The organism is Paenibacillus tarimensis, from assembly GCF_021532315.1.
Classification (GTDB): domain Bacteria; phylum Bacillota; class Bacilli; order Paenibacillales; family Paenibacillaceae; genus Paenibacillus_I; species Paenibacillus_I tarimensis.
On record NZ_JAKGAO010000011.1, the window covers coordinates 308,795 to 330,333 of the forward strand.

At 52.3% G+C, this 21,539-nt stretch carries 18 protein-coding genes and 1 pseudogene; 10 read left to right on the forward strand and 9 right to left on the reverse strand.

Annotated elements, in window-relative coordinates:
• The first annotated feature begins 170 nt into the window (after nucleotides 1-170).
• The 8 genes and pseudogenes from L1N82_RS12005 (at nucleotide 171) to L1N82_RS12035 (ending at nucleotide 5,817) form a co-directional block, all read left to right on the forward strand.
• Nucleotides 171-611 carry a ribonuclease domain-containing protein gene (locus L1N82_RS12005; protein WP_235287627.1) on the forward strand — a complete coding sequence of 147 codons (441 nt, stop codon included), beginning with the start codon at nucleotides 171-173 and terminating at the stop codon, nucleotides 609-611.
• A 24-nt stretch (nucleotides 612-635) separates the two neighbouring features.
• On the forward strand, nucleotides 636-914 hold the full coding sequence (locus tag L1N82_RS12010) for a barstar family protein (RefSeq protein ID WP_235287628.1): 279 nt from the start codon (nucleotides 636-638) through the stop codon (nucleotides 912-914).
• A 507-nt stretch (nucleotides 915-1,421) separates the two neighbouring features.
• The gene (locus L1N82_RS12015) at nucleotides 1,422-1,952 is read left to right on the forward strand and encodes a hypothetical protein (protein ID WP_235287629.1); all 531 of its coding nucleotides are present in this window, start codon (nucleotides 1,422-1,424) and stop codon (nucleotides 1,950-1,952) included.
• 183 nt (nucleotides 1,953-2,135) lie between these two features.
• A pseudogene (locus L1N82_RS23660) lies at nucleotides 2,136-2,361 on the forward strand (transposase); the annotation flags it as partial.
• A 279-nt stretch (nucleotides 2,362-2,640) separates the two neighbouring features.
• Nucleotides 2,641-2,793: a hypothetical protein gene (locus L1N82_RS12020; protein WP_235287630.1), complete on the forward strand. Its 153-nt coding sequence runs from the start codon at nucleotides 2,641-2,643 to the stop codon at nucleotides 2,791-2,793.
• Between the two features lie 132 nt (nucleotides 2,794-2,925).
• A complete protein-coding gene (locus L1N82_RS12025; protein ID WP_235287631.1) occupies nucleotides 2,926-4,569 on the forward strand; it encodes a sensor histidine kinase in 1,644 nt (547 codons plus the stop codon).
• Nucleotides 4,569-5,231 carry a response regulator gene (locus tag L1N82_RS12030; RefSeq protein ID WP_235287632.1) on the forward strand — a complete coding sequence of 221 codons (663 nt, stop codon included), beginning with the start codon at nucleotides 4,569-4,571 and terminating at the stop codon, nucleotides 5,229-5,231. The genes L1N82_RS12025 and L1N82_RS12030 overlap by 1 nt, the downstream gene beginning before the upstream one ends.
• A gap of 40 nt (nucleotides 5,232-5,271) precedes the next feature.
• Nucleotides 5,272-5,817 (forward strand): NADPH-dependent FMN reductase, encoded by a 546-nt coding sequence (locus tag L1N82_RS12035; protein ID WP_235287633.1) that lies wholly within the window; start codon nucleotides 5,272-5,274, stop codon nucleotides 5,815-5,817.
• 133 nt (nucleotides 5,818-5,950) lie between these two features.
• On the opposite strand, the gene ptsP is transcribed toward L1N82_RS12035, so the two are convergent.
• The 8 genes from ptsP to L1N82_RS12075 all read right to left on the reverse strand — a co-directional run bounded on the left by ptsP (nucleotide 5,951) and on the right by L1N82_RS12075 (nucleotide 18,414).
• The gene (gene ptsP / locus L1N82_RS12040; protein ID WP_235287634.1) at nucleotides 5,951-7,672 is read right to left on the reverse strand and encodes a phosphoenolpyruvate--protein phosphotransferase; all 1,722 of its coding nucleotides are present in this window, start codon (nucleotides 7,670-7,672) and stop codon (nucleotides 5,951-5,953) included.
• Nucleotides 7,665-7,940 (reverse strand): HPr family phosphocarrier protein, encoded by a 276-nt coding sequence (locus L1N82_RS12045; protein ID WP_111144965.1) that lies wholly within the window; start codon nucleotides 7,938-7,940, stop codon nucleotides 7,665-7,667. The genes ptsP and L1N82_RS12045 overlap by 8 nt, the downstream gene beginning before the upstream one ends.
• A gap of 30 nt (nucleotides 7,941-7,970) precedes the next feature.
• Nucleotides 7,971-10,013, reverse strand: coding sequence for a glucose-specific PTS transporter subunit IIBC (gene ptsG / locus L1N82_RS12050; RefSeq protein WP_235287635.1), 2,043 nt, complete (start codon nucleotides 10,011-10,013; stop codon nucleotides 7,971-7,973).
• Nucleotides 10,014-10,310: 297 nt separating this feature from the next.
• Nucleotides 10,311-11,165, reverse strand: coding sequence for a glucose PTS transporter transcription antiterminator GlcT (gene glcT / locus L1N82_RS12055; RefSeq protein ID WP_235287636.1), 855 nt, complete (start codon nucleotides 11,163-11,165; stop codon nucleotides 10,311-10,313).
• Between the two features lie 142 nt (nucleotides 11,166-11,307).
• Nucleotides 11,308-13,401, reverse strand: a complete 2,094-nt coding sequence (locus L1N82_RS12060) for a glycoside hydrolase family 36 protein (protein ID WP_235287637.1) — start codon at nucleotides 13,399-13,401, stop codon at nucleotides 11,308-11,310.
• A 104-nt stretch (nucleotides 13,402-13,505) separates the two neighbouring features.
• Complete coding sequence (locus L1N82_RS12065; RefSeq protein WP_235287638.1) at nucleotides 13,506-14,822, reverse strand: ABC transporter substrate-binding protein; 1,317 nt, start codon at nucleotides 14,820-14,822, stop codon at nucleotides 13,506-13,508.
• 129 nt (nucleotides 14,823-14,951) lie between these two features.
• Nucleotides 14,952-16,586, reverse strand: coding sequence for a response regulator transcription factor (locus L1N82_RS12070; RefSeq protein ID WP_235287639.1), 1,635 nt, complete (start codon nucleotides 16,584-16,586; stop codon nucleotides 14,952-14,954).
• A complete protein-coding gene (locus L1N82_RS12075; protein ID WP_235287640.1) occupies nucleotides 16,579-18,414 on the reverse strand; it encodes a sensor histidine kinase in 1,836 nt (611 codons plus the stop codon). The genes L1N82_RS12070 and L1N82_RS12075 overlap by 8 nt, the downstream gene beginning before the upstream one ends.
• 161 nt (nucleotides 18,415-18,575) lie before the next feature.
• Between L1N82_RS12075 and L1N82_RS12080 the strand changes: the two genes are divergently transcribed.
• Nucleotides 18,576-19,463: a carbohydrate ABC transporter permease gene (locus L1N82_RS12080; protein WP_235287641.1), complete on the forward strand. Its 888-nt coding sequence runs from the start codon at nucleotides 18,576-18,578 to the stop codon at nucleotides 19,461-19,463.
• Nucleotides 19,463-20,293 (forward strand): carbohydrate ABC transporter permease, encoded by an 831-nt coding sequence (locus tag L1N82_RS12085; RefSeq protein WP_235287642.1) that lies wholly within the window; start codon nucleotides 19,463-19,465, stop codon nucleotides 20,291-20,293. The genes L1N82_RS12080 and L1N82_RS12085 overlap by 1 nt, the downstream gene beginning before the upstream one ends.
• Nucleotides 20,294-20,970: 677 nt before the next feature.
• Here the strand turns inward: L1N82_RS12085 and L1N82_RS12090 are convergent.
• A complete protein-coding gene (locus L1N82_RS12090) occupies nucleotides 20,971-21,270 on the reverse strand; it encodes a hypothetical protein (RefSeq protein ID WP_235287643.1) in 300 nt (99 codons plus the stop codon).
• Nucleotides 21,271-21,539 lie beyond the last annotated feature (269 nt).

Consider the following 21,539-nt stretch of genomic DNA (forward strand, 5'->3'; position numbering starts at 1 on the left):
ATCGCAATAGTTATATCAGCATACACAACTTTCACGGCTTTGTCCCGCTCTGTACATCTACATCGTTTTTACATAAGACAAACATAAACTTTACATTTACTGGAATCTATAATGTGTATAATGGTCTTGTGATTACGATCACAGTCCAAATATCGAGGAGGCTCTATGTAATGAAAAAATGGTTCAGGCTGGTCCTGTCAGCCGCAATTGTCCTGTCGTTGGTTCTTGGAAGTGCCGGGTCCGTCATTCATCAGGGAACCCCCGTTGCTGAAGCGGCTGTCAGCGGCCCAACCGATTTTGCCGGCATCATCAACTATCTAAAGACGTACGGCCGTCTGCCAGCCAATTTTCTGACGAAGAGTCAAGCCAGGCAGAGAGGCTGGGTATCCAGCCAGTGCAACTTGGCTGAAGTCGCTCCGGGCTACAGTATCGGCGGTGATGTCTTCTACAACCGCGAGGGTAAACTGCCATCTGCGTCGGGGCGTACCTGGTACGAAGCGGATGCCTACTATACTTCCGGATGCAGAGGCGCTTCCCGTGTCGTATACTCGAATGACGGACTCTACTACACGACCACCGACCATTATAAGACCTTCAGAAGATGGTACTAAAGCAAGTGAGGTGAATAGCAGCCAGTGACAGAAGAATTGGTGCTTAACGGGCAAGAGCTGCGGACGACCGATGACTTTCATAATCTATTCAGAGACCGTCTGCATTTTCCGGCCCACTATGGCCGAAATCTTGATGCCCTCTATGACAGCTTGATGGATTACGTGATTCCCCCGCTGACAATCCGCTGGACGCACTATGACAAGAGCGAACAGCTGCTGGGCAACCGCGCTCAGGCACTGGTGCAGGTGCTGCAGGATGCCTCATCTGAGATTGAGGGGTTAAAGCTTGTCATCGAGCCTTAGGCATTTTAGCAAAACGGTTATGACTAAACTAGGGGGTGTCCCATAAGTCATTCAAGATGACGTGGGGCACCCCCTGTTATTAAGTCGGGTTAAACAAAAGCAACTGCGCATTTCGAATATTCTTAAGGGCCGCTATCGCTTCTCCGGAAACATTCGACGCTCTAGTTATTGGGCAAGTAACCCCGCAGCGGTGCGTACCGGCTCTTAGATGGCCGCTCCTACCGCGCATCAGCCCCGTACTGTCTATGAATCTTCAGCCTTTGACTTCCTACATCCTGATCAAACCGTTGTGCCACTAATATCTTCCTCGAAAAATCTTTTTATATTTTGGGTTGTATAATGCACCCCTAAATTTCCTTCATAGTGAAGGGGAAATGATCCACTACAAAAAAATAATAGAGCGGATGTATTGTTTAAGATCCTTACAAGCTCTTGATCCTTTTTTGTCCTTTATATAATATTTTAACAGTTAGAAAAAGGAGGAACATAATGAAAAAATGTCTTCTAATGTTTTTTTTAGTATTTGTCTTGGCCGGATGTACGAATGATCAAAATTCCAATGAATCTTCCAATTTAAGTAGTAGCAGTTCTAAGGATACAAAGATTGAGGAATTACAGAACGTAAATACTCGTCTCAAAGAACAACTAGAAAATAGCCAGGAAAAGACTAACGACGAGGCACTAAGAGAGACGCTAAATTTAACATTCAAACTTATTTCAGCCATGGCTTCTAAGGACTATGAGTTTATTGAATCAATCTCTTCTCCCAATGTTGAAGTATCTCGAGAGAAAAACGCTATTTCCATAAAGTCCATAAAAGACGTGAATGACGACTTCGCCGAAGTTGCATTCCTTAATAGCATTAAATTGGAAAACTTAGAGTTTAGAGGATTTGATTTAACCGATGAAACTCATGCTCGGTTATTTATGGCTGAAATACGCACTACAAAAGGTTCAGAAGGAAACAGTGCATTATACTTTGATTTTGTTCGTTCAGAAGATGGTCGTTGGCTTTTAGAAAGTTTCCTAACGAATTAAAAACTCGGCGATAATTTCGGAAGCGATATCTTCAGGCGGCAATTAGATACACCTCAATAGTTTCTCTATATCCGGTTGATACAATTGTATGTGTTGCAATTATCGCATTCTCATCCTTATGTTTAGCAGCAGCCAGTAACCGATGTTTTCTGATCTTCCATTCAACACCATCCAAGGCTAATGCAAACAAGAGAGCGATTGAAGAGTGAAGAAGGCTATGCGCTTTCCGTTCGGCGCATGCATGCCGGAGAGTGTGTTCGGCCAAATCAAAAATAACCGGAGTTTCCGACGCTTCCTGCTTCAGAACTTACAAAAAGTAAGTTCAGAGATCGGGTAGCTTTCGCTTGCCCATAATTTGCTCAAGAAAGCCGCAATTGACCGAAAACAGAGAATGGCGCCTCGGGGATAAGGACCCTGTGACGCCATTTCTGTTGTTAAACGTGATTAGGAGGCTCAAAAGTCAAATTTTATGACCCTTTTGAGTCAGCCTCTTTGTTTATCTTCAGCTGCTTAGACAGCTGCTGACTGGTCTGCAGGTTTCCAGCCGGCCGCTAGGTGGATAAATTCGGTTCATCCACTGGGGCCTAAGACCAAAGATGTAGACCTGGCTGCGTCCATCTCCCGACGCCAGCAGCTATCGCGATGACTTATACTGATGGCAAACGTAATGAAGAGAGGGAGATCACTCATGTTGAACGTATACGCGGCTGAGATGCGCATGAGACAGCAAAAGCAGCAGCTGGATTCCGTTACAAGACTCGCCTGGAGGTGGTTTGGCAAACAATCCTTCTGTGTACGCTGCCTCTTCGGGGAACGGAATAAGGAAATCAGCGTGGACTAGATCATCCCACACAGCGGTATAGACGACTAAATACTCCGCCGCTTGCGATTCCACGATAATTGAGGCTTCTCAGGCACTTCCGCAATAGAGTATGCTAAGTCTAATGAGCAACAGCAGGAAGAGGTGGATTAGATGCAGGAAGACGTCAAGCTTCATGAGGCGGAGCTCTTGCGCGAGATCGCCGAGACGATCAATGGCACGTACGATATGACGCAGATGCTGGACCTTGTGCTGGCAAAGCTGCTCGAATTAACCGGCCTTCAAACGGGATGGGTGTTCCTGCTCCGCAACCAAACAGCGATGTCCTTCAGCTGTGCTGCGGATGCATGTCTGCCGCCAGCTCTCACCGTTAACGACAAAGAACCTCTTAGAGAAGGCGACTGCTGGTGTATAGACCGGTTTAAGGACGGACGACTCAAGCGGGCGGTAAATATTCTCAATTGTAAAAGAATCGAAGATGCCATACTCCTCAAACGCGGCGATACCGGGAATCTGACGCATCATGCCACGATCCCGCTTCGTTCCGGCGATAAGCTGTTCGGGATACTAAATGTCGCTTCCCCAGGCAAGACAGTGTTCAGCGAGGAAGAGCTGGCGCTGCTGCAATCCGTGTCGTATCAGGTTGGTACGGCGGCTCACCGTATTCAGCTCTTCGGCCAGGAACGGAAGCGAGCGGCTCTGTTCGAGAAGCTTGGAACAGCAACCCGGGAACTGCGCGCCATAACGGAGCCCGAGCGGATAGCGGCAGAAATCGTCCGTATTGCAGGCACGACCTTCGGTTGGTCGAATGCAGCGCTGTGGATGCGTGAGAACCAGGGACTCTTCCTGCATGCCTCTTATGAAGAGGGAGAGGTGACCATACCCGCAACTGGCAGTCCCAAGCATTCCTGCGAACTGCTGGAGATGGTTCTGAATCAACAGGAGCCTCTTAACCTGCAGGAGCCCGTGGAGCCCCAGCTGCTGCCTTCCTCCAAGCCCGTCCGCAGCGCGGCTGTCGTCCCTCTGCTCCTGCAGGGAAAACCAATCGGCGCCCTGGCCGCAGGACATGCAAGCGATGAGCCGTTCGATGCAGCCGACACGGAAGTGTTGGCGGCGTTATCCGCACATGCGGCCCAGACCTATGACAGCGCCAGACTGCAGGAACAAGGCCGGGCGCTCGCCCGATGGGAGGAGCGAAACCGTATTGCCCGGGATCTTCATGACTCGGTATCCCAGATGCTGTTCTCGCTTCAGCTGCATGCCCGGGGTCTGGAGAATGTGCTCCAGGAAAGCCCGGAAGGCACCCGGCAAGCTGTTCGCGAGGTCGGCCGGCTCTCCCGTGAAGCGCTGGCAGAGATGAGGGCCATGATCCGGCAGCTTCGGCCGCCCGGCCTTGAAGAAGGTCTGCTGACCGGTCTATCGCGATATGGGACGTCGATTGGGCTGCAGATCTCATGCAGTGCCTCCTCACAGCTGGCACATATGCCAGAAAGCACCGAAGTCACCTTATGGCGTATTGGGCAGGAAGCGTTGAATAACGTCAGCAAGCACGCCGGTGTTGACCGCGCCTCTATTTCGCTCGTTATTGATTCCGCCAGCGTTGTCATGACCGTCTCCGATGATGGGGCCGGAATTGAATCCGGAGCGGGCAGTCCCGGCTTCGGCTTATCCATCATGCGAGAACGTGCAGAAGCTGCCGGAGGAACAGTCACATGGATAAGCTCACCCCGCGAAGGCACAAGCGTGCTGGTCCGACTGCCGCTCACGGAGCAGATTCGACAGGGAGGAAACCTGTAATGACAACCATACGTGTGCTCCTTGCAGATGATCATGCGATTGTCCGTCAAGGGTTGCTCTTCTATCTGGGGATGCAGAAGGATCTGCAGATGGTAGGTGAAGCCGCGAACGGCCAAGAAGCCGTGGAGCTGGCCGGCAGACTACAGCCTGATGTCGTGCTGATGGACTTATTCATGCCAGTCATGAACGGCGTTGAAGCGACGAGGGATATCCGGTTACAGCATCCCGATATGATGATTATCGTGCTTACCTCATCTTCGGATCAGGATCACGTTCTCTCTGCAATTAAGGCCGGCGCGAACGGGTACATCCTGAAGGATGCTGATCCTGCCGAAATTGCGGATGCCATCCGCGGAGCCTACGCCGGTCTGCCGCAGCTGCATCCTGCAGCAGCGGCTCAACTGATGCAGCATGTGGCTGCCGATACCCGGCAAGCGCCAATATCGTCTGGTCATGCGCTTGTCGAAGTGCTGACCGTCCGGGAGAAGGAAATTCTCCAATACATTGCACAAGGCAACAGCAATAAGGAAATCGCCGCCACCTGCGGGATTGCAGAGAAGACCGTTAAAACCCATGTAAGCAACCTGCTCAGCAAGCTTGGTCTTGCCGACCGAACTCAAGCCGCATTGTACGCAGTCAAATACGGCCTTGTTGAGATTTAAATTGAAATACCACAACCTTACCGTAAAGGACGGATGACCGATGAAGATAACCCTTCTCGCAGGCAGCAACCGGAAGGATGCCACAAGTACGAAATTACTGCACTACATGCGCACACGGTTGCGGGCCGAGGGCATTGAAGGCTTATTAATCGATTTGTATGAGACTCCGCTGCCCTTCTATTCGGCAGATGAAACGAGCAGCCATCCTCATGTGAAGCAGCTGCTTGAAGCCGTCAGCCAGGCCGATGGACTTGTTCTCGCAACACCGGAATACCACGGCTCCATATCGGGCGTGCTGAAGAACGCACTTGATTATGTGAGCGGCAGTATCGTCAGCGGCAAGCCCGTCCTGTCCGTAAGCTCAGCAGGCGGAGCTGTTGGCGTCAGCTCCCTTACGCAGCTGCAGGCCATTGTGCGCAATCTGCACGGCATCAACAGCCCGGAGTGGATCTCGATCGGCAGCAGCCAACGATTTTTTGACGAGGACGGAGCCCCATTGGATGAGCCGACACGTGTCCGGGTAGAGCATGCGCTGAATCAATTTATCCGGCTTACAGCTGCCTTAAAGCCCAGTGCAGAGCTGTAAACGAAATGAAAAGTAATAAAGCTCGTCTGCCAGCATACAGCAACACGCAAAGGACCGCCCTGCTGAGGGCGGTCCTTGTACGTTCTAGCCATCTATATAAATGTATGCGCAAACTGCTTCAGACTAACGCTTATTACTGCTTCGTACCTGCAAACTGCTCCACCAGCTGGACGACTTCCTCGGCTGTGCTCTTCTGTAGCGCCTGCTCGGCCAGCTTCTGCATCTCGGCATGCGACAGCTTGGAAATCTGCGTACGTGCCGGCAGAATCGACGTGGCGCTCATACTGAATTCATCCAGGCCCAGACCCAGCAGAATCGGAATCGCTGTTGAATCGCCCGCCATCTCGCCGCACATGCCGACCCAGCGGCCTTCCTTATGGGCTGCGTCGATCACGAGCTTAATGAGCCGGATAATTGCCGGATTATAGGGCTGGTACAGATAAGAGACGCGCTCATTCATGCGGTCGGCCGCCATCGTGTACTGGATCAGGTCATTGGTTCCGATACTGAAGAAGTCCACTTCCTTCGCGAATTGGTCCGCCAGTACCGCTGTAGAAGGGATTTCTACCATAATGCCGAGCTGGATTTCATCCGATACCGGAATGTCTTCCTGCTTCAGCTTCTCCTTCTCCTCCAGCAAAATCGCTTTCGCCTGACGGAATTCATCCAGCGTGGCAATCATCGGGAACATAATCCGCAGGTTGCCGTATACACTCGCGCGGAGCAGCGCTCTCAGCTGGGTGCGGAAGATATCCTGCTGGTCCAGGCACAGACGTACAGCACGGTAACCGAGGAACGGGTTCATCTCCTTCGGCAGCTGCAGATAGGAAAGCTCCTTGTCCCCGCCGATATCGAGCGTACGAACGACAACCGGCTTACCTTCCATTTTCTCCAGCACAGTCCGGTAGGCATTGAACTGATCCTTCTCGCTCGGAAGCTTGTCACGGCCCATATACAGAAACTCCGTCCGGTACAGGCCAACCGCTTCACCGCCGTTATCCAGCACACCCGTCACATCGTTAGGCGTCCCGATATTGGCAGCCAGCTCTACATGATGTCCATCAGCCGACACCGTCGGCTTATCCTTCAGCTTAGCCCATTCAATCTTCTGCTCTTCATAGCGCCGCTGCTTCTCGCGGTATGAAGCAACCGTCTCCTCATCCGGGTTGATGAGCACTACGCCATCAAGCCCGTCAAGAATCAGCAGGTCGCCGTCCTTAACTTCATCCAGAATATTCTTCGTGCCGACAACTGCCGGTATTTCGAGCGAACGGGCCATGATCGCTGAATGCGAGGTCCGCCCTCCAATATTCGTGGCAAAGCCCTTCACATAGTTGCGGTCCAGCTGCGCTGTCTCCGATGGAGTGAGGTCAACCGCAACCAGCACAACCTCTTCCTGGATGGCGCTCAGATCGGTAATCTTCACACCCTGAATATGTGCCAGCACGCGCTTCGTTACATCCCGCATATCGGCAGCACGCTCACGCAGGTACGCGCTTTTGTTGTTCTCGAACATCGAGATGAACATATCGGCTACTTCCTTAAGCGCATAATCCGCGTTCACTTTCTCGCTGCTGATTTTGTCACGGACAGGTCCAATTAGTTCAGGGTCCTGCAGGATGAGCAGATGCGATTCGAAAATCTCCGCTTTCTTCTCGCCCATCTGCTGCAGCGTGCGCTCCTTCAGGAGCTGGACCTCGGCCATGGATTGCTCCAGGGCCTGGTCCAGTTTGGCGAGCTCCGCTTCCGGCTGCTCGACCGTCCGCTTCTCGACAGTGAGGTGAACCTCTTCCATGCGGAAGGCTTTAGCAACCGCAATGCCGGCCGCTGCTGCGATCCCTTGAACGTTACTCATACACTTCCCCAAGCCCTTCTTTAACGAACACCTCTTCAAGCGCTGGGATAACCTGTGCTTCGTCTTCGCCTTCCGCGATGAACGTAATTTCGTCACCTGGCTCCAGTCCGAAGGAAAGAACGCCCAGAATCGATTTCATCGTTACCTTCTTGCCCAGTGCTTCTGCAAATACTTCAGACTTGAATTTATTGGCTGTATTCACCAGGGCAGTAGCAGGACGTGCGTGGATACCGTCTTCGTCTGTTACTCTGAATTTCTTCTGTTGCATGGGTAATCAGCTCCTTAACTTAAGTTTTTATTATGGTTTGCGAATCGTGATGATGTTCTTCGTGCCCGCTGTAACCGGGCCTGTCTTGTTCAGGACAACCGATGCGCCTTCAGGCAGGTTCGTGAAAATAATCGGTGTCATAATGGACGGCGCATTCGCTTTGATGAATTCCAGGTCGGCCTCCATGATCGGCTGGCCAGCCTTCACTTCGTCTCCCTCTTTCACCAGGATGTTAAAGCCCTGTCCCTTTAATTTAACCGTATTGATCCCGAAATGTACCAGCACTTCCTTGCCTGCCTTCGAACGGATGCCAATGGCATGCTTTCTCGGGAATACGTTATACACCGTTCCGTTAACCGGCGACACAACATTTCCGTCCTGCGGAAGCACTGCAAAGCCATCGCCTGTCATCCGGTTCGAGAATACTTCGTCCGGCACTTCGGATATATCCTTAATCTCGCCATTGACCGGCGCAACAATCTCTTCATCCATCATCAGGTCACAGGCTTCCCCGGCTGGTTCCGCTGCTGCTTCCGCCGGCGTTACCGGCTCTGGTGTTTTACCCGCGATGACATCCTGAATCTGTGTCTTCAGCGTATCGGAGCGTGTGCCGAAGATGGCCTGGATGTTGTTGCCGACCTCGAGAACCCCGGCAGCACCAAGCTGCTTCAGACGCTCCTTATCCACTTCCGCAGGTGTCTTCACTTGTACCCGCAGACGTGTTATACAAGCATCCAGGCTTGCGATGTTAGCCGCTCCGCCCAGTGCGGCAAGAACGTTGCGAGGCAGCTCTCCTGCTTCACCCTTGGCTTCGCCGCCTTCCGATTCAACCGCGTCTTCCCGGCCCGGCGTCTTGAGGTTGAACTTGCGAATTGCAAACCGGAAGCCGAAGTAGTAGATGACAGCAAAGGCCAGACCGACCGGAATAACCAGCCACCAGGCGGTACGATTCTGAATGACACCATAGAGCAGGAAGTCAATGACACCGCCCGAAAATGTCATCCCGATCTTCACGTTCAGAATTTCCATGATCATGAAGGAGAGACCCGCGAAGATCGCGTGAATACCAAACAGGACAGGCGCTACGAACAGGAACGTAAATTCGAGCGGTTCTGTAATACCTGTCAGGAAAGAAGTCAGAGCGGCCGAGCCCATGATACCGGCCACAATCTTCTTGCGCTCCGGTCTTGCTTCATGGTACATAGCCAGCGCTGCCGCAGGCAGACCGAACATCATGAAGGCAAACTTACCAACCATGAAGGTACCGGCAGTAAGCTCAACGCCATCCTTCAGCTGAGCGAAGAATATCTTCTGGTCACCGCGCACGATCTCACCCGCGCTGTTGACATATTCACCGAATTCGAACCAGAACGGGGAATAGAAGATATGGTGCAGACCAAACGGTATTAAGCTTCGTTCGATAACACCGAAAATAAACGCGGACAGCGTCAGATTGGTGCTGACCAAACTTTCCGAGAAATAGTTCAGACCGTTTTGAATCGGCGGCCACACGAAGATCATGACAATACCGAGAAGCAGCGCTGAACCCGCCGTAACGATTGGAACGAACCGCTTACCTGCGAAGAAGCCGAGATAAGACGGCAGCTCGATCTTGAAGAACCGGTTATACATAGCAGCAGCCAGTATACCAATGATAATACCGCCGAAAACCCCGGTCTGCATCGTACTAATGCCCAGAATATTCGCGTAACCGGCATCGTTGGCCACCATATCCGGTGTAACTTCCATAAGAACGCCCATCGTGACGTTCAAGATCAAATAACCGACTATCGCCGCAAGCGCAGCAACACCTTCTCCCCCTGCCAAACCGACGGCTACACCGACGGCAAAGAGCAAGGACAGGTTGGCGAAGACAATATCCCCCGCTTCTTCCATAACGTGTGCAATCATCTGAACCCAGTTGGCTTCCAGTGCTGGTGCCATAGCCAGGAGATCCGGATTGCTCAAGACGTTACCGAGTGCCAGCAGGATACCTGCGGCAGGAAGGATTGCCACCGGCAGCATGACTGCCCGTCCAACCTTTTGGAGAACTCCAAAAAACTTCTTGAACATTGGATTTCTTCCCCCTAATATCGTAATTTCCCTCGGCATTCACGACAACAACACAAAAAGGCATGAGAGTACAAGGGATTCATAACGAAACAACATGTTCGTAGGTATAATACCCCGATTAAGGGCTTTTTACCTGTTTGTTGTTCCTAAGAATCCTTGGACTTCTCATGCCTGATCGAATCAGTTACACGATTTTATGAAATTGTAGTGACTGCAAAGGATAAGTGCAATAGTGATTATAGCATCGTTAAACTTTTATAGACAACCTTCGTCATAAAACGTTCACATTTTACATAATCACTGTCTATATTCGGCACTATTTTGCACAATACGCTGCAGATGCAGCGTCAGAAAAACAGCTTCTGCATCATAGACCGGCTTATGCAGCCGCTGCTGGATTACCTTGATCAGTGTCCAGGCAAGCGAGTACATCTCCGGATACTCTGTCTTAATCAGCTCCGTTATCTTATCAGGCTCGTCCACCTGCTCTCCGCGCCTAACCCGTTCAAGCGCAATCATCAGATGGCGGAGCAGCCGCGAGTAGTTCAAGCTGTCCCGCTGCACCTTTATGCCTATGCTGCGCTCAATGAGCTCGACAAGATCTGAAATTAACTGAGAATTCTCCTTAACTTCACCTATTGGCCGGTCGGCAATCGCACTGTGAATATGCAGAGCTACGAAACCGATCTCATCATCGGGAAGCTCAATGCCAAGCTTGCTGTTAATTTCCGCAACAGCATACTCAGCCAGCTTATATTCTCTCGGGTAAAATTCCCGGGTTTCGTAATTGAATGGATTGTGCACGGTAATCCCTTGACGATAACGCATGACCGCGAAGGCAATGTGATCTGTCAGAGCAATATGAATATGCTCATTAAGCGGCGCACCGGCATGCTGAGCAATATAATAGATGACGTCATTCATCACGCCGATGAGCTTCTCGTCCACCTGCTCCAGCAGACGCTTGTACAGCTCCTTCTCCTTCTGATTGCGTAGGATGAACATCTTCTCGCCTGCGTCAGCCTGAATCAGGTCTTTCGCCTTCTTGCCAAAACCCACGCCTCTGCCGATGACGACGACTTCCCCGTAGTGCCCATGAGACGCGATGACTACATTGTTATTTAATACTTTTAGCACTTGCAGGCTTTCCACGGGCGTCCTCCTCTAATCACATTCCCCATTAGTGTACTAAATAAGTTAAGCGCCATCAAGGAAGACGGAAAGCTGCGCAGACTTCCACCCGGAAGGCAAACCTTCGCCTTGATCAGTTAAGAAGGCATCATTACCTTCCGCCTTACAGGCGCGCTTCAATTAGTCTTGCCGCCGGGGCACCGGGAAGTTCAATTTTGAGAATACCCTCAGCAGCATCCCACTGCAGCCCGCAGATCCCGCCTTCCGGGTATGCACAGCGTACATTCAGCTCTCGGCCACTCAGCTGCGGGAGCGGCAGGCTTACTTCGGATGCACTTCCGCCTGTACGCCACACGGCGATGTACATCCGGTCAGCCCTGCGTAGACCAAGACTGATCCAGTCATCCTGCGGCTTCGGCATGCCGAGCGGCCAGAATGGCAGTGCTTCGCGGATATCTCCGCGAATCGTCTTGTAATAGTCCAGCGCTTCCTTAACAAGCGCACGGCGGCGGGGGCTGAGCTCCGCCAGATGACCGCTCTGGTGAATGCGCAGGAGCAGAGCATTAACCATATTGAAGATAACCTCCTCATCATCGCCCTCACGCAGCGGATAAGACCATATAGCAGACTGCTCAGGTGTTAATGCGCCAGGGGAGCCTGCAGCTATTGAGGCATACCGGACATAGTTCTCCTGGTCACTGGTCGATTGGATGCTGTGCCTGCTCAGCATGGCATAGTCCATTCGCATGCCGCCGCTGGAGCAGTTCTCGATGACAAGCTCCGGATACCGGGCAAAAACGCTGTCCAGCCAGCCCAGGTATGCACGATTATGCTGCAGCAGACCGTCTCCTGTGCTGTCCGAGGCCGCTTCCGTGCCCACCCCTGCGTTGATATTGTAGTCCATCTTGATATAACCGACCCCATAATCCTCTACCAGCCTGCGGATTACTTCATCCGCATGAGCAGTAACCTTCGGGTTACGAAAATCCAGCTGGTAGCGGCTGCGGTCCATCACCCGCCGCCCATGCCGCATGAAGAACCAGCTGTCATCCGTATCCGCAAGCTTCGGACAGTTAATGCCCATAACCTCAAGCTCCAGCCACAGCCCTGGAATCATCCCCTTGCTGCGGATATAATCCAGTACATACTTGATGCCTTCGGGAAAGCGTTCTTCGGAGGGCAGCCACTCGCCAACTCCATCCCACCATTCGCCCGGCGCATACCAGCCCGCATCAATACAGAAGTATTCACAGCCTACGTCTGCGGCCGCATCAATCAGCGGAATCAGCTTCTCCGTCGTCGGGTTGCCCCACAGACAGTTCATATAATCGTTGAAAATAATACGCAGCAGCCGGTTATCCTCATTCGGGCGGCGGATCAGACGCCGGTAACGCGTCAGCTCCCCAATGGCTTCTTCTAGCCCTCCGCTGACCACGCCTACAGCAGCAGGCACAGAAACGAAGGACTGGCCCGGCTGCAGCTCAATCCACCAGTGGTTATCATGCTCGGTGGGACCGCTAACCTGCAGAGTGAGCCGGTCAACCTGGTCGATAATCTCCCAGTGCCAGGAACCATTATGCTCGATCTGCCAGAACAGGGCCGTTCCCGCTTCCGTGTTCTCCAGCACAGCCATCGGTATATGCTCGGCGGCTGACCAGGAGCCCGTGTTGCTGCAGGAGATCCGCTTCGAGCTCCTGTCAGTCATATGGGAGAACCCGAGCTCCGGCAGGGTGTACGTCCGCCACTGCAGCTCGCTCTGCCAGCCATTGTGGGCGAGCGTCAGCTTCATTTTGTCATCACGGTCAAGGCTGCCCTCCTTGTCCAGACCCGTCAGAACAAAGGTGGATACATACTCCACGCCAACCGGGCTCTCGCCTTCATGAACAAGCTCCGTCCAGCTGGTCGCGATCTTTAATTCGTCGAAGAACTGGTAGTGCTGCACAGCGCGCAGCCCGCTGTCCGGGTCTCTCAGTACGACCTCCAGCTTGCGTCCGGCCGGGCTGCGTGTATCAAGATGGGAATCGTACTGCATCCGCAAACCGGGATAAGTGGCCCGGTGTGTCCGACCGTGATATTCCGCCCGGTCTTCCCCGCTAAGCTGCAGCTCCAGCAGCCTATAGCCCGGCTTTTGCTTGTCCGTAACAGCTCCGGGATCCAATGGCTCTACCCCGTAATGCAGCAGCAGCACATCCAGCTTGTCTGTCACTTCAATTACAAGATGCAGACCATTCTCCTCGATTACGATCAGCTGTTCCATGAAAGGCACCCTCTCCGGTTTCGTTATTGGTGGTCCAAAAATAGACATAGGCCCGCACCATCCTTAGATGCCGAGCCTACGCCTTCTGTCCTCATTATACGTATTTACTGGGCCGAGCCCAATTGTACCCAAGCTTTCTCGATCTCGCCAATTGCCTGCTCTCTCGGCTTGTTACCTCCGATATAAGCCTGCATGATTTCTCCAAATCGCTGGTGGAACATATCGAGAGAGTAGTTGATAGACAGATCGCCCGATTCACTCGTCTTCAGAATCTCTCCCATCTGCTTCGGCATATCCAGATCAGGTAGCGGCGCATCCTTGATCGGCGGAATGACCTTGGCGACACCGGAGAACCAATTCTTGCCGTAGTCGGACGTATACAGCCAGTTGAAGAAGGCAATCGTCTCATCCACCGTCTCTGAATCCTTGTTAATCCGCAGCGCCTGGTCGGCACCGGTAATAATCTGCGTATGCTCCGGATTGTCATCCACCGGGTAGCCCATGATGCCGAGCTGGAAGTCCGGCGTAATCTTCTTGATCGCTTCTTCGTCCCATGCCCCCTTGCCTGTCATGAAGGCAGCCTTGCCGAGTGCGAAGTCACTTACCTGCGCATTACTGTCACGCTCAAGCGGCTTCGGAGTGCCATGCTGAACGGTCAGGTCGATGAAGTTGAAGAAATTCTCCGCAAGAATGGGATGATCTGCGATCTTCGCCTTGCCCGCGATAAAATCATTCACCAGCTGCTGCGGGCTTACTCCCGCCTCTGCTGCTGCTGCGTCAACATAGTGCTGGAAGATATGCTTCCAAACCCACCACTCCTTGTAAGCGTTGGCAAAAGGAGTGATGCCTTTGGCCTCCAGCTTCGCAATCGCATCCTCCAGCTCGGCCATTGTCTTCGGCGCTTCGGCAATGCCCGCTTCATCCAGTAGCTTCTGGTTGTAAATCAGCGCGAAGAGATTGCCCTTGACCGGCAGCCCAAGCACCCTGCCTTCAGTCGATGACATATTAGCGCGAACGGCATCGGTCATGGCTGCCGCGAGCGGCTCATCCGTCAGGTCCGCACTGTATTCCGCGAATGTGTCAATATCTCCGCCAGCTGTCGTCTGGAATACATCCGGCGTGCTGCCAGCTGCGATTCTGGACTTTAACACTGTGTTATAGTCGGCCTGCATAATTTCCAGGTTAATTGTAACGTTCGGCTTAACCTTCTTGTATTCGGCGATATACGCGTTGAACGCATCCGTATATTCCGGCGAAGCGGTAAACATGTTGATTGTGACCGGCTTCTCCCCCGCATTGCCGCCAGCAGCGCCGCCATTCTCTGAACTTGTATTGCCGCCGCCGTTATTGCCGCCGCAGGCTGCAAGAATTCCTACCACGAGCATCAGACTAACCGATAATGACACCAAGCGTTTGACCATCTTTACGCCCCCATTTTCCTATAAGTTGTGTTCGTCCTTGAAGTCTATATTAAAGAAAAGAAGGCGGCTGCAAAATGTAGATAAGTAAGATATTAAGGGTAAAAAAGTGAAGTCATCTGACTGTTCACATTATTTCAGTTGTACGGCAGTACGGTATTCGGATGGTGAGCGGCCAAAGTAATTCCGGAAAGCTTTGCTAAAATAGTTCTTGTCCTTGTATCCCAGCATCTCGGATATTTCCTGGATCTTCAGCTCGGGATTGCCGAGCAGCTCTGTCGCCTTATCCATCCTGACCTTCTGCACATATTCATGTATACCAAAGCCATATTCCTGCTTGAACAGCTTCATCAGATACTCTCTGCTGAGGAAATACTTCTCGGTAAATACTGATATCTTGATATCCTCGTAATAATAATCGTCGATATAAGCCTTGATATCCGTTATATCAAACGGCTTGTTCACAGACGCAGACTTGCGGATTAGTGCTGAATAATGGTCGAGCATCCGGTGCAGAAGGGCAGCGAAGCCCTCGAAATTTTCAAAGTCCTGTCCAGGGAACTCCCTGCCCGTCCCGTTATTATTCGGGAGCAGCCCGGGCGCTACCCCCAGCTCCATCGCCGCATCATTCATCAGCAGGATGAACTCATTCATAACGCGGTCCGCGTCACTGAAGGTGAAGCGCCCGCTCCCTTCCAGCTTCCGCAGGAGTTCACCGAGTATACCGGAGGCCTGATTCTGATTCCCGCCTTCCAGTGCATTACGGATGAGTGAGATACGGCTGGCTAAAGGCTGGGCCTCCCGGACGGCCGGGCCCGGCTCATAAGGACCGGCCACCAGTGCTGTCTCCTGCTTCAAGAGATCCAGGTTCTGCAATCTTCCCTTAGCCGCCTCGTAGGAATCTGCGAGCCCCAGAATGTCGGGGGATGTGCTCCCGATCCCCGCTGCCACGCGGATCTGAAACAGATCACTCAGCGTTGCGGCAAGCTTCTTGACCAGCAGCGTGGCACGAAACGCCGTATCCTCATTCAAGCCTCCGAGCCGGGTATAGACCGCAATCATCTCCCGCTCCTGCTTCGGATTCGGGAAGCTGAAACAGGAGAAATCTCTTCCTGCGAGCTCGCTGACGACATTCGCCACCGCAAAATGCAGCAGCTCTGTGTCCCCGTTAAATCTCGTTGTCCTCACTTGATCCGCATTCAGTATCCGCAGCACCACAGCACCGAAATGGTTGTCCGGCTCATCTGCCCCGATCAGCGGCAGGAAGGCTTCGTTGGTCTGCTTCTTGAAGCTGCGGTCAATGATCGACAGATACATCTTCTCCTTCAGCTTCGGGATGGACATGTTAAGCGTCATATTCTTCGTAATAAAATCGCTCGCGCTCTGCCGCTTGGCCTCCAGGATATCCACCGCCTTGCGCAGCGCCTGGTTCAAGTCTTGCCTGTTAACGGGCTTTAATAGATAATCGACGACCTTGGAGCGGATGGCCTGCCGGGTATATTCAAAGTCATTATAGCCGCTGATGACGATCGTCATCAGCTCGGGATAAGCTTCTTCAACCCTCTGAAGGAATTCGGTCCCGCTGATCTCCGGCATCTTCATATCCACCATCACAAGATCAATCTTGTGCGCCTCTAGCATCTGGAGTCCGGCCTGACCGTCCGCGGCTTCTAGCACCTCTGTCACGCCAAGTCCTTCCCAATCGCCCAATATTCGTATCGCTTCGCGCAGCGGCTCTTCGTCGTCGATGATTAATACGTTATACATGGCTGCCGCCCCCTTGTGGAATGATCATGCACAGTTCTGTTCCGTCCGCGCTTGTACGGATCTCTAGCCCCGCTTCTTCGCCATACAGCAGCTTTAGACGGGTGCTGAGGTTCGTCAGGCCAATGCTCTCTCCGCTCTCCCGTTCTTCCCACCCCGACGCGAGCGAACGCAGCACCTCGTCAAGCCGCGCAGGCGGAATCCCCGGCCCGTTGTCCCGGACCGATATAATGGCCTTCCCGCTGTATAAGCGGGCCTTGATGGCAATGTTCACCGTTGTTGACACCTTCTCCAGCGCATGCTTGACTGCATTCTCCGCCAGCGTCTGTACCGACAGCTTGGGGAGCTCCAGCCCCATCAATGCCTCGTCCCAATCTGTTGTCACTTGGAGGCGTGATCCGAATCTCGCCTTCTGGAGCGACATGTACCGCTCGATATGCTTCAGCTCATCCCGTGCCTGCACGACATCCCGGCCGCTGATGCAGTAACGGAGCGTCTGTGCCAATGCATCCACCATATCGGCAATATCGAAGCGCTCATGCCTCAGCGCCTTGGTGGAGATGGCCTGCAGAGCATTATACAGAAAATGCGGATTGATCTCCGCTTCGAGCGCTTTCAAGATCGCATTCTTCTCGCTCAGCTTCATCTTGTACCGTTCATTAATCAGCTCATTCGTGTTACGCACCATCTGATTAAAATGCCTTGTCAGATAAGCAATCTCATCCCTGCCCGTAACGGCCGCCTCCGCATCGAAGGAGCCTGTACTGAAGCGGCTCATCTGCTGGGACAGACGCTTCAGCGGTTGAGTAATCGCATTCGAGGTGTACGTGACCAGAATAATGGAAAGCACGATAAAACCCAGTCCGATCAGGATGCTCCAGTCGCGTGTCGCCGTGGCAGCCGCGTAGAGCTCCTTATGCGGGATCGGCTTCACCAGCTTCCAGCCGTTCTGGCTGCCGACATCATACATGACGAGGTACCGTTCCTCCCCGTCCCTCCAGGTCAGCCTCCCGGCTGAATCCCCTGTAATGCCGTCTAACAAGCCGGCCTGCTTAATCCGGTTGTAATAGTCCATGTCTGCTGCATAGAACAAACGGTTATCCTTGTCCAGGAACAGCAGCTGCTCTCCCTTGCCGAGCGGCACATCCGCCAGCATGCCGTCCAGCACCGATGAATTCAAGTAGAAGGAAATGAGAGCCTGCGGCTCCCGGGTTGGAATCGACCTCAGCACCCTATGATAAGCCATGAAGCTGTTCTTGATATTGATTTCGTAACCGATTTCATTTTGTCCCTGGGCGAAGGACTGGAACTCACGGCTGCCACCCTGGCTGATCATGTCGCGGAACCAGCTCTGATGCGTAACCTCGTCGCCCTCTGCCGTAAGGACCCGAAGGTTATAATTCTCCCTCGTAATATAGTAATACTTCTGCTGCTCCACTAGGTAGAAGCAGATGACCTCCATGTCCGTACGCGAATAATAAAGCTCTCTCAAGTAGCTCTCTAAGTAAAGCCTTGCCGCATAGTCATGCTGTTCATTCTCGATCGAGCTGACAATCTGATCATAGCGGATCTGCGGCAGCGACAGCTGCTCCACACCGCCAATGAAATCCTCGAGGTTCTGGTTCACCAGCTTCAGCGTATTCGTCGTACCGGCGATGCTGTGTTCCACGGATTCCCGCTGCAGCATCTGGTACGAGATCACGGTCAGCGAGACTACAACCAGCGAGATAATTGAGGTGAACAGCAGGATAAGCTTGTTGACAAGCCTTCTTGACAAGCGTTCACCGGCTGACTGCACCCTGCTTCTGATCCACTTTCCTACCGCTCCCATTGCTCCCCCCTCATGGCGAACAGTTCACCTTTTTACCCCTAACTGTTTTCTATCTTCCATTTTGACGGTTCAGGGCCTGACTTATAATCATTATAGCCAAAAGCGGTTTGCCCGCTAGGGTAAATTGCAATTCCAATGACTGGATAAAGAAGAGGTGCACTATGCTGAAACTGGGGAGAAAATGGTCTGAGAAGCTCGAATTTGGCATCTTCACGCTGCCGGTTCTGATCTGTATCGCCGTCGCATTCTATATTCCATTCGCGATGACCATTCGCTATTCACTAACCAAATGGAATGGTATTTCCAAGGACCCGGCCTTCATCGGGCTGGATAATTTCAAGCAGATTTTCATGGGCGATCCGAACTTCAGCAGCTCCGCCTGGTTCACCATCAAATATGCGGTTCTGTATATCGTGCTGGTCAATGTGCTGGCGATCCTGCTGGCGCTCGTGCTCGACATGAAGCTGCGGACAACGACCTGGCTGCGGGCGGCGTTCTTCGTGCCCTATATTCTCAGCCTCGTTATTGTCGGCTTCATCTGGAAGTTTATCTTCATGCAGGGGTTTGAATCACTCGGGGCGAGTACAGGCTGGGGCATCTTCGGGTGGAGCTGGCTCGGCGAACCGGGTCTTGCCTTCTTATCGGTGCTCTTCGTCTCGATCTGGCAGTCGATCGGCTTCTATCTGGTGATCTACATTGCCGGTCTGCAGTCCGTGCCCGATGACCTGAAGGAAGCAGCTACTGTTGACGGCGCCGGGCCGATCCGCCGGTTCTTCAGTGTCACGCTGCCGCTGCTGGCGCCTTCGATCACGATCTCCGTCTTCATGGCGCTGACGAACTCCATTAAGGTGTTCGATGTGATCCTGTCGCTGACAGGCGGCGGACCCGGGGGAACGACCTACAGCATTGCGTATGACATCTACCGGGATACGTTCCAGAACAATCTGTACGGGTATGGCACGGCCAAGGCGCTGATCCTGTTCGTTGCCGTCCTGATCATTACCGTCATTCAACTGACGATCTTCAAGCGCAGGGAGGTTGAAGCCTGATGAAACGCAGCCGTGCGGGACGACTTGTCCTAGAAATATCGATGATTTTGCTCTCGCTTCTGTTCCTGTACCCGCTGTTCCTGGCGGTCAACAATTCCTTGAAGAGCTTCGGCGAGGTCATGACCGATGTGATTGCTCTGCCGAAGCAGCTGGCATTCGAGAACTATTCGTATGTATGGAGCTTCATCAACTATCCGCAGCTGTTCTGGAACAACACCGTCATCACCGGACTTGGCCTGATCGGCATCGTTCTGTTCTCGTCGATCGCTGCTTATAAGCTTGCACGGACGAAATCGCGGATGAGCCTGCTGCTCTACTTCCTGTGCATTATGCCGATGCTGATCCCGTTCCAGTCGATCATGCTGACGGTGCTGCAGCTGGCCAAGGGCATGCAGCTATCCGACAGCACCTGGGGGCTTGGCATGCTGTATTGGGGCTTCGGCGCACCGCTTGCCGTCTTCATCTATCACGGCTTCGTGAAGGGCATTCCGAAGGAGATTGACGAGAGCGCCACGATTGACGGAGCCTCCGGCTTCCGCCTGTTCTTCATGGTGATCTTCCCGCTGCTGAAGTCAGTGACGACCACCATTATCATCATCGACGTGATGTGGATCTGGAACGACTTCCTGCTGCCGCTCCTGATGGTCAACGGCTCGCCGGATACGAAGACGCTGACGCTCGCCGCCTACACCTTCGTCGGCCAGTATACCTCCGACTGGCAGTACGCGATGACCGCCATGGTTATGGCCGTCCTACCGTCCATCATCGTCTTCATCTTCCTGCAGAAGTACATCGTAAAAGGCGTCGTTGCCGGGGCTGTGAAGGGGTAATGGGGTGACAGCAAAGGGGCTGAATATAAGTCGTGATGCCGAAGGGGCTGACCCTAAGTCGTCGTGATGACTTGTGGTCAGCCCCTTCTTCAATTTGGTGAACTACGTATGCTGGACAAACTGGCGTTGCGGCATCCCAACTGGCCGTGCGGCAGCCAAACTGGCGGTGTAGCACCCCACTGGCCGTGCGACCCAACTAACTGGCAGAGTGGCAACCAACTGGTCGTTCGGCCCTCAAATATTATAACGAATCTCACACACCCTATTAGCCTCGAAAAGGCCGATTCTAATCTGTAACGAATCTGAGCAACGCTAATGTCCCAGTAATCCAGGAGATTCGGGCGTAAATCACCTAATAAGGCTGCTCAGTTTCGTTACAGCTGAGAAGGCTGCGAATAAGCAGGTTTAGCGTGTGTGAGTTTCGCTAGCCGTCCCGGGGCAGCTTTCGCCTGTCAACAATTTGTCGGAGCAAGCGGTAACCAACCATAAGATAGGGAATGGCCGCGCAGGGATACCCCCCCAAGCTCTGCCATATCTATCTTTCCGCATATACCTCACCTTGTGTGTCTATGCATATCCTTGGGATCTGGCCTAAGCTTCTGGTATTTTTCCGTTTCAATGATTTTAATTCAACCCTGTAACCACCCAAAGCTTCTCATAATAACATACTGGCTGATTCATTCAATAGTTTTAGTAAATGGACTTATTTTTATCATTCTTTTTGACTTACCATCATCATGTACATACTCCACGAAGTACTGATTCCCCTCTTGTATCAAGGCAGATATTCCTTTCGGAATTCCAATTTCAGTTCCATCTCCAAAGGTCTCACTTACCACCACTATGCTGTCATCGGTGACCTCTGTTACTGTAATTAGCTCCGCAGTCTTGTCTTTCAAAGCTTCTGCACACCCTGAAGCAACAATTAAACTCACCACTACTATCAAGCTTAAAGAAATCTTTTTAAAAAGATCCAAAAAATCCCTCCTTGTCTATTTATACCAATTAGTGTAAAGTATCTCTTGTATCACTATTATACCATTTGGTTACCGTGAAGCATAATAAAACGGACGGACCTGATTGAACAGGTCCGTCCGTTTTATTATCAGGAAATCTCAACAACCTTGCCCATATACTCAATGTGGAAAATATTATTTGAGCCCTAGAAGACGGAAGAGATGATAAGCTACTGCTATATATATTGAGTTATGTCCCAGAAACATTTATATTCATGTTGCGTCGACAT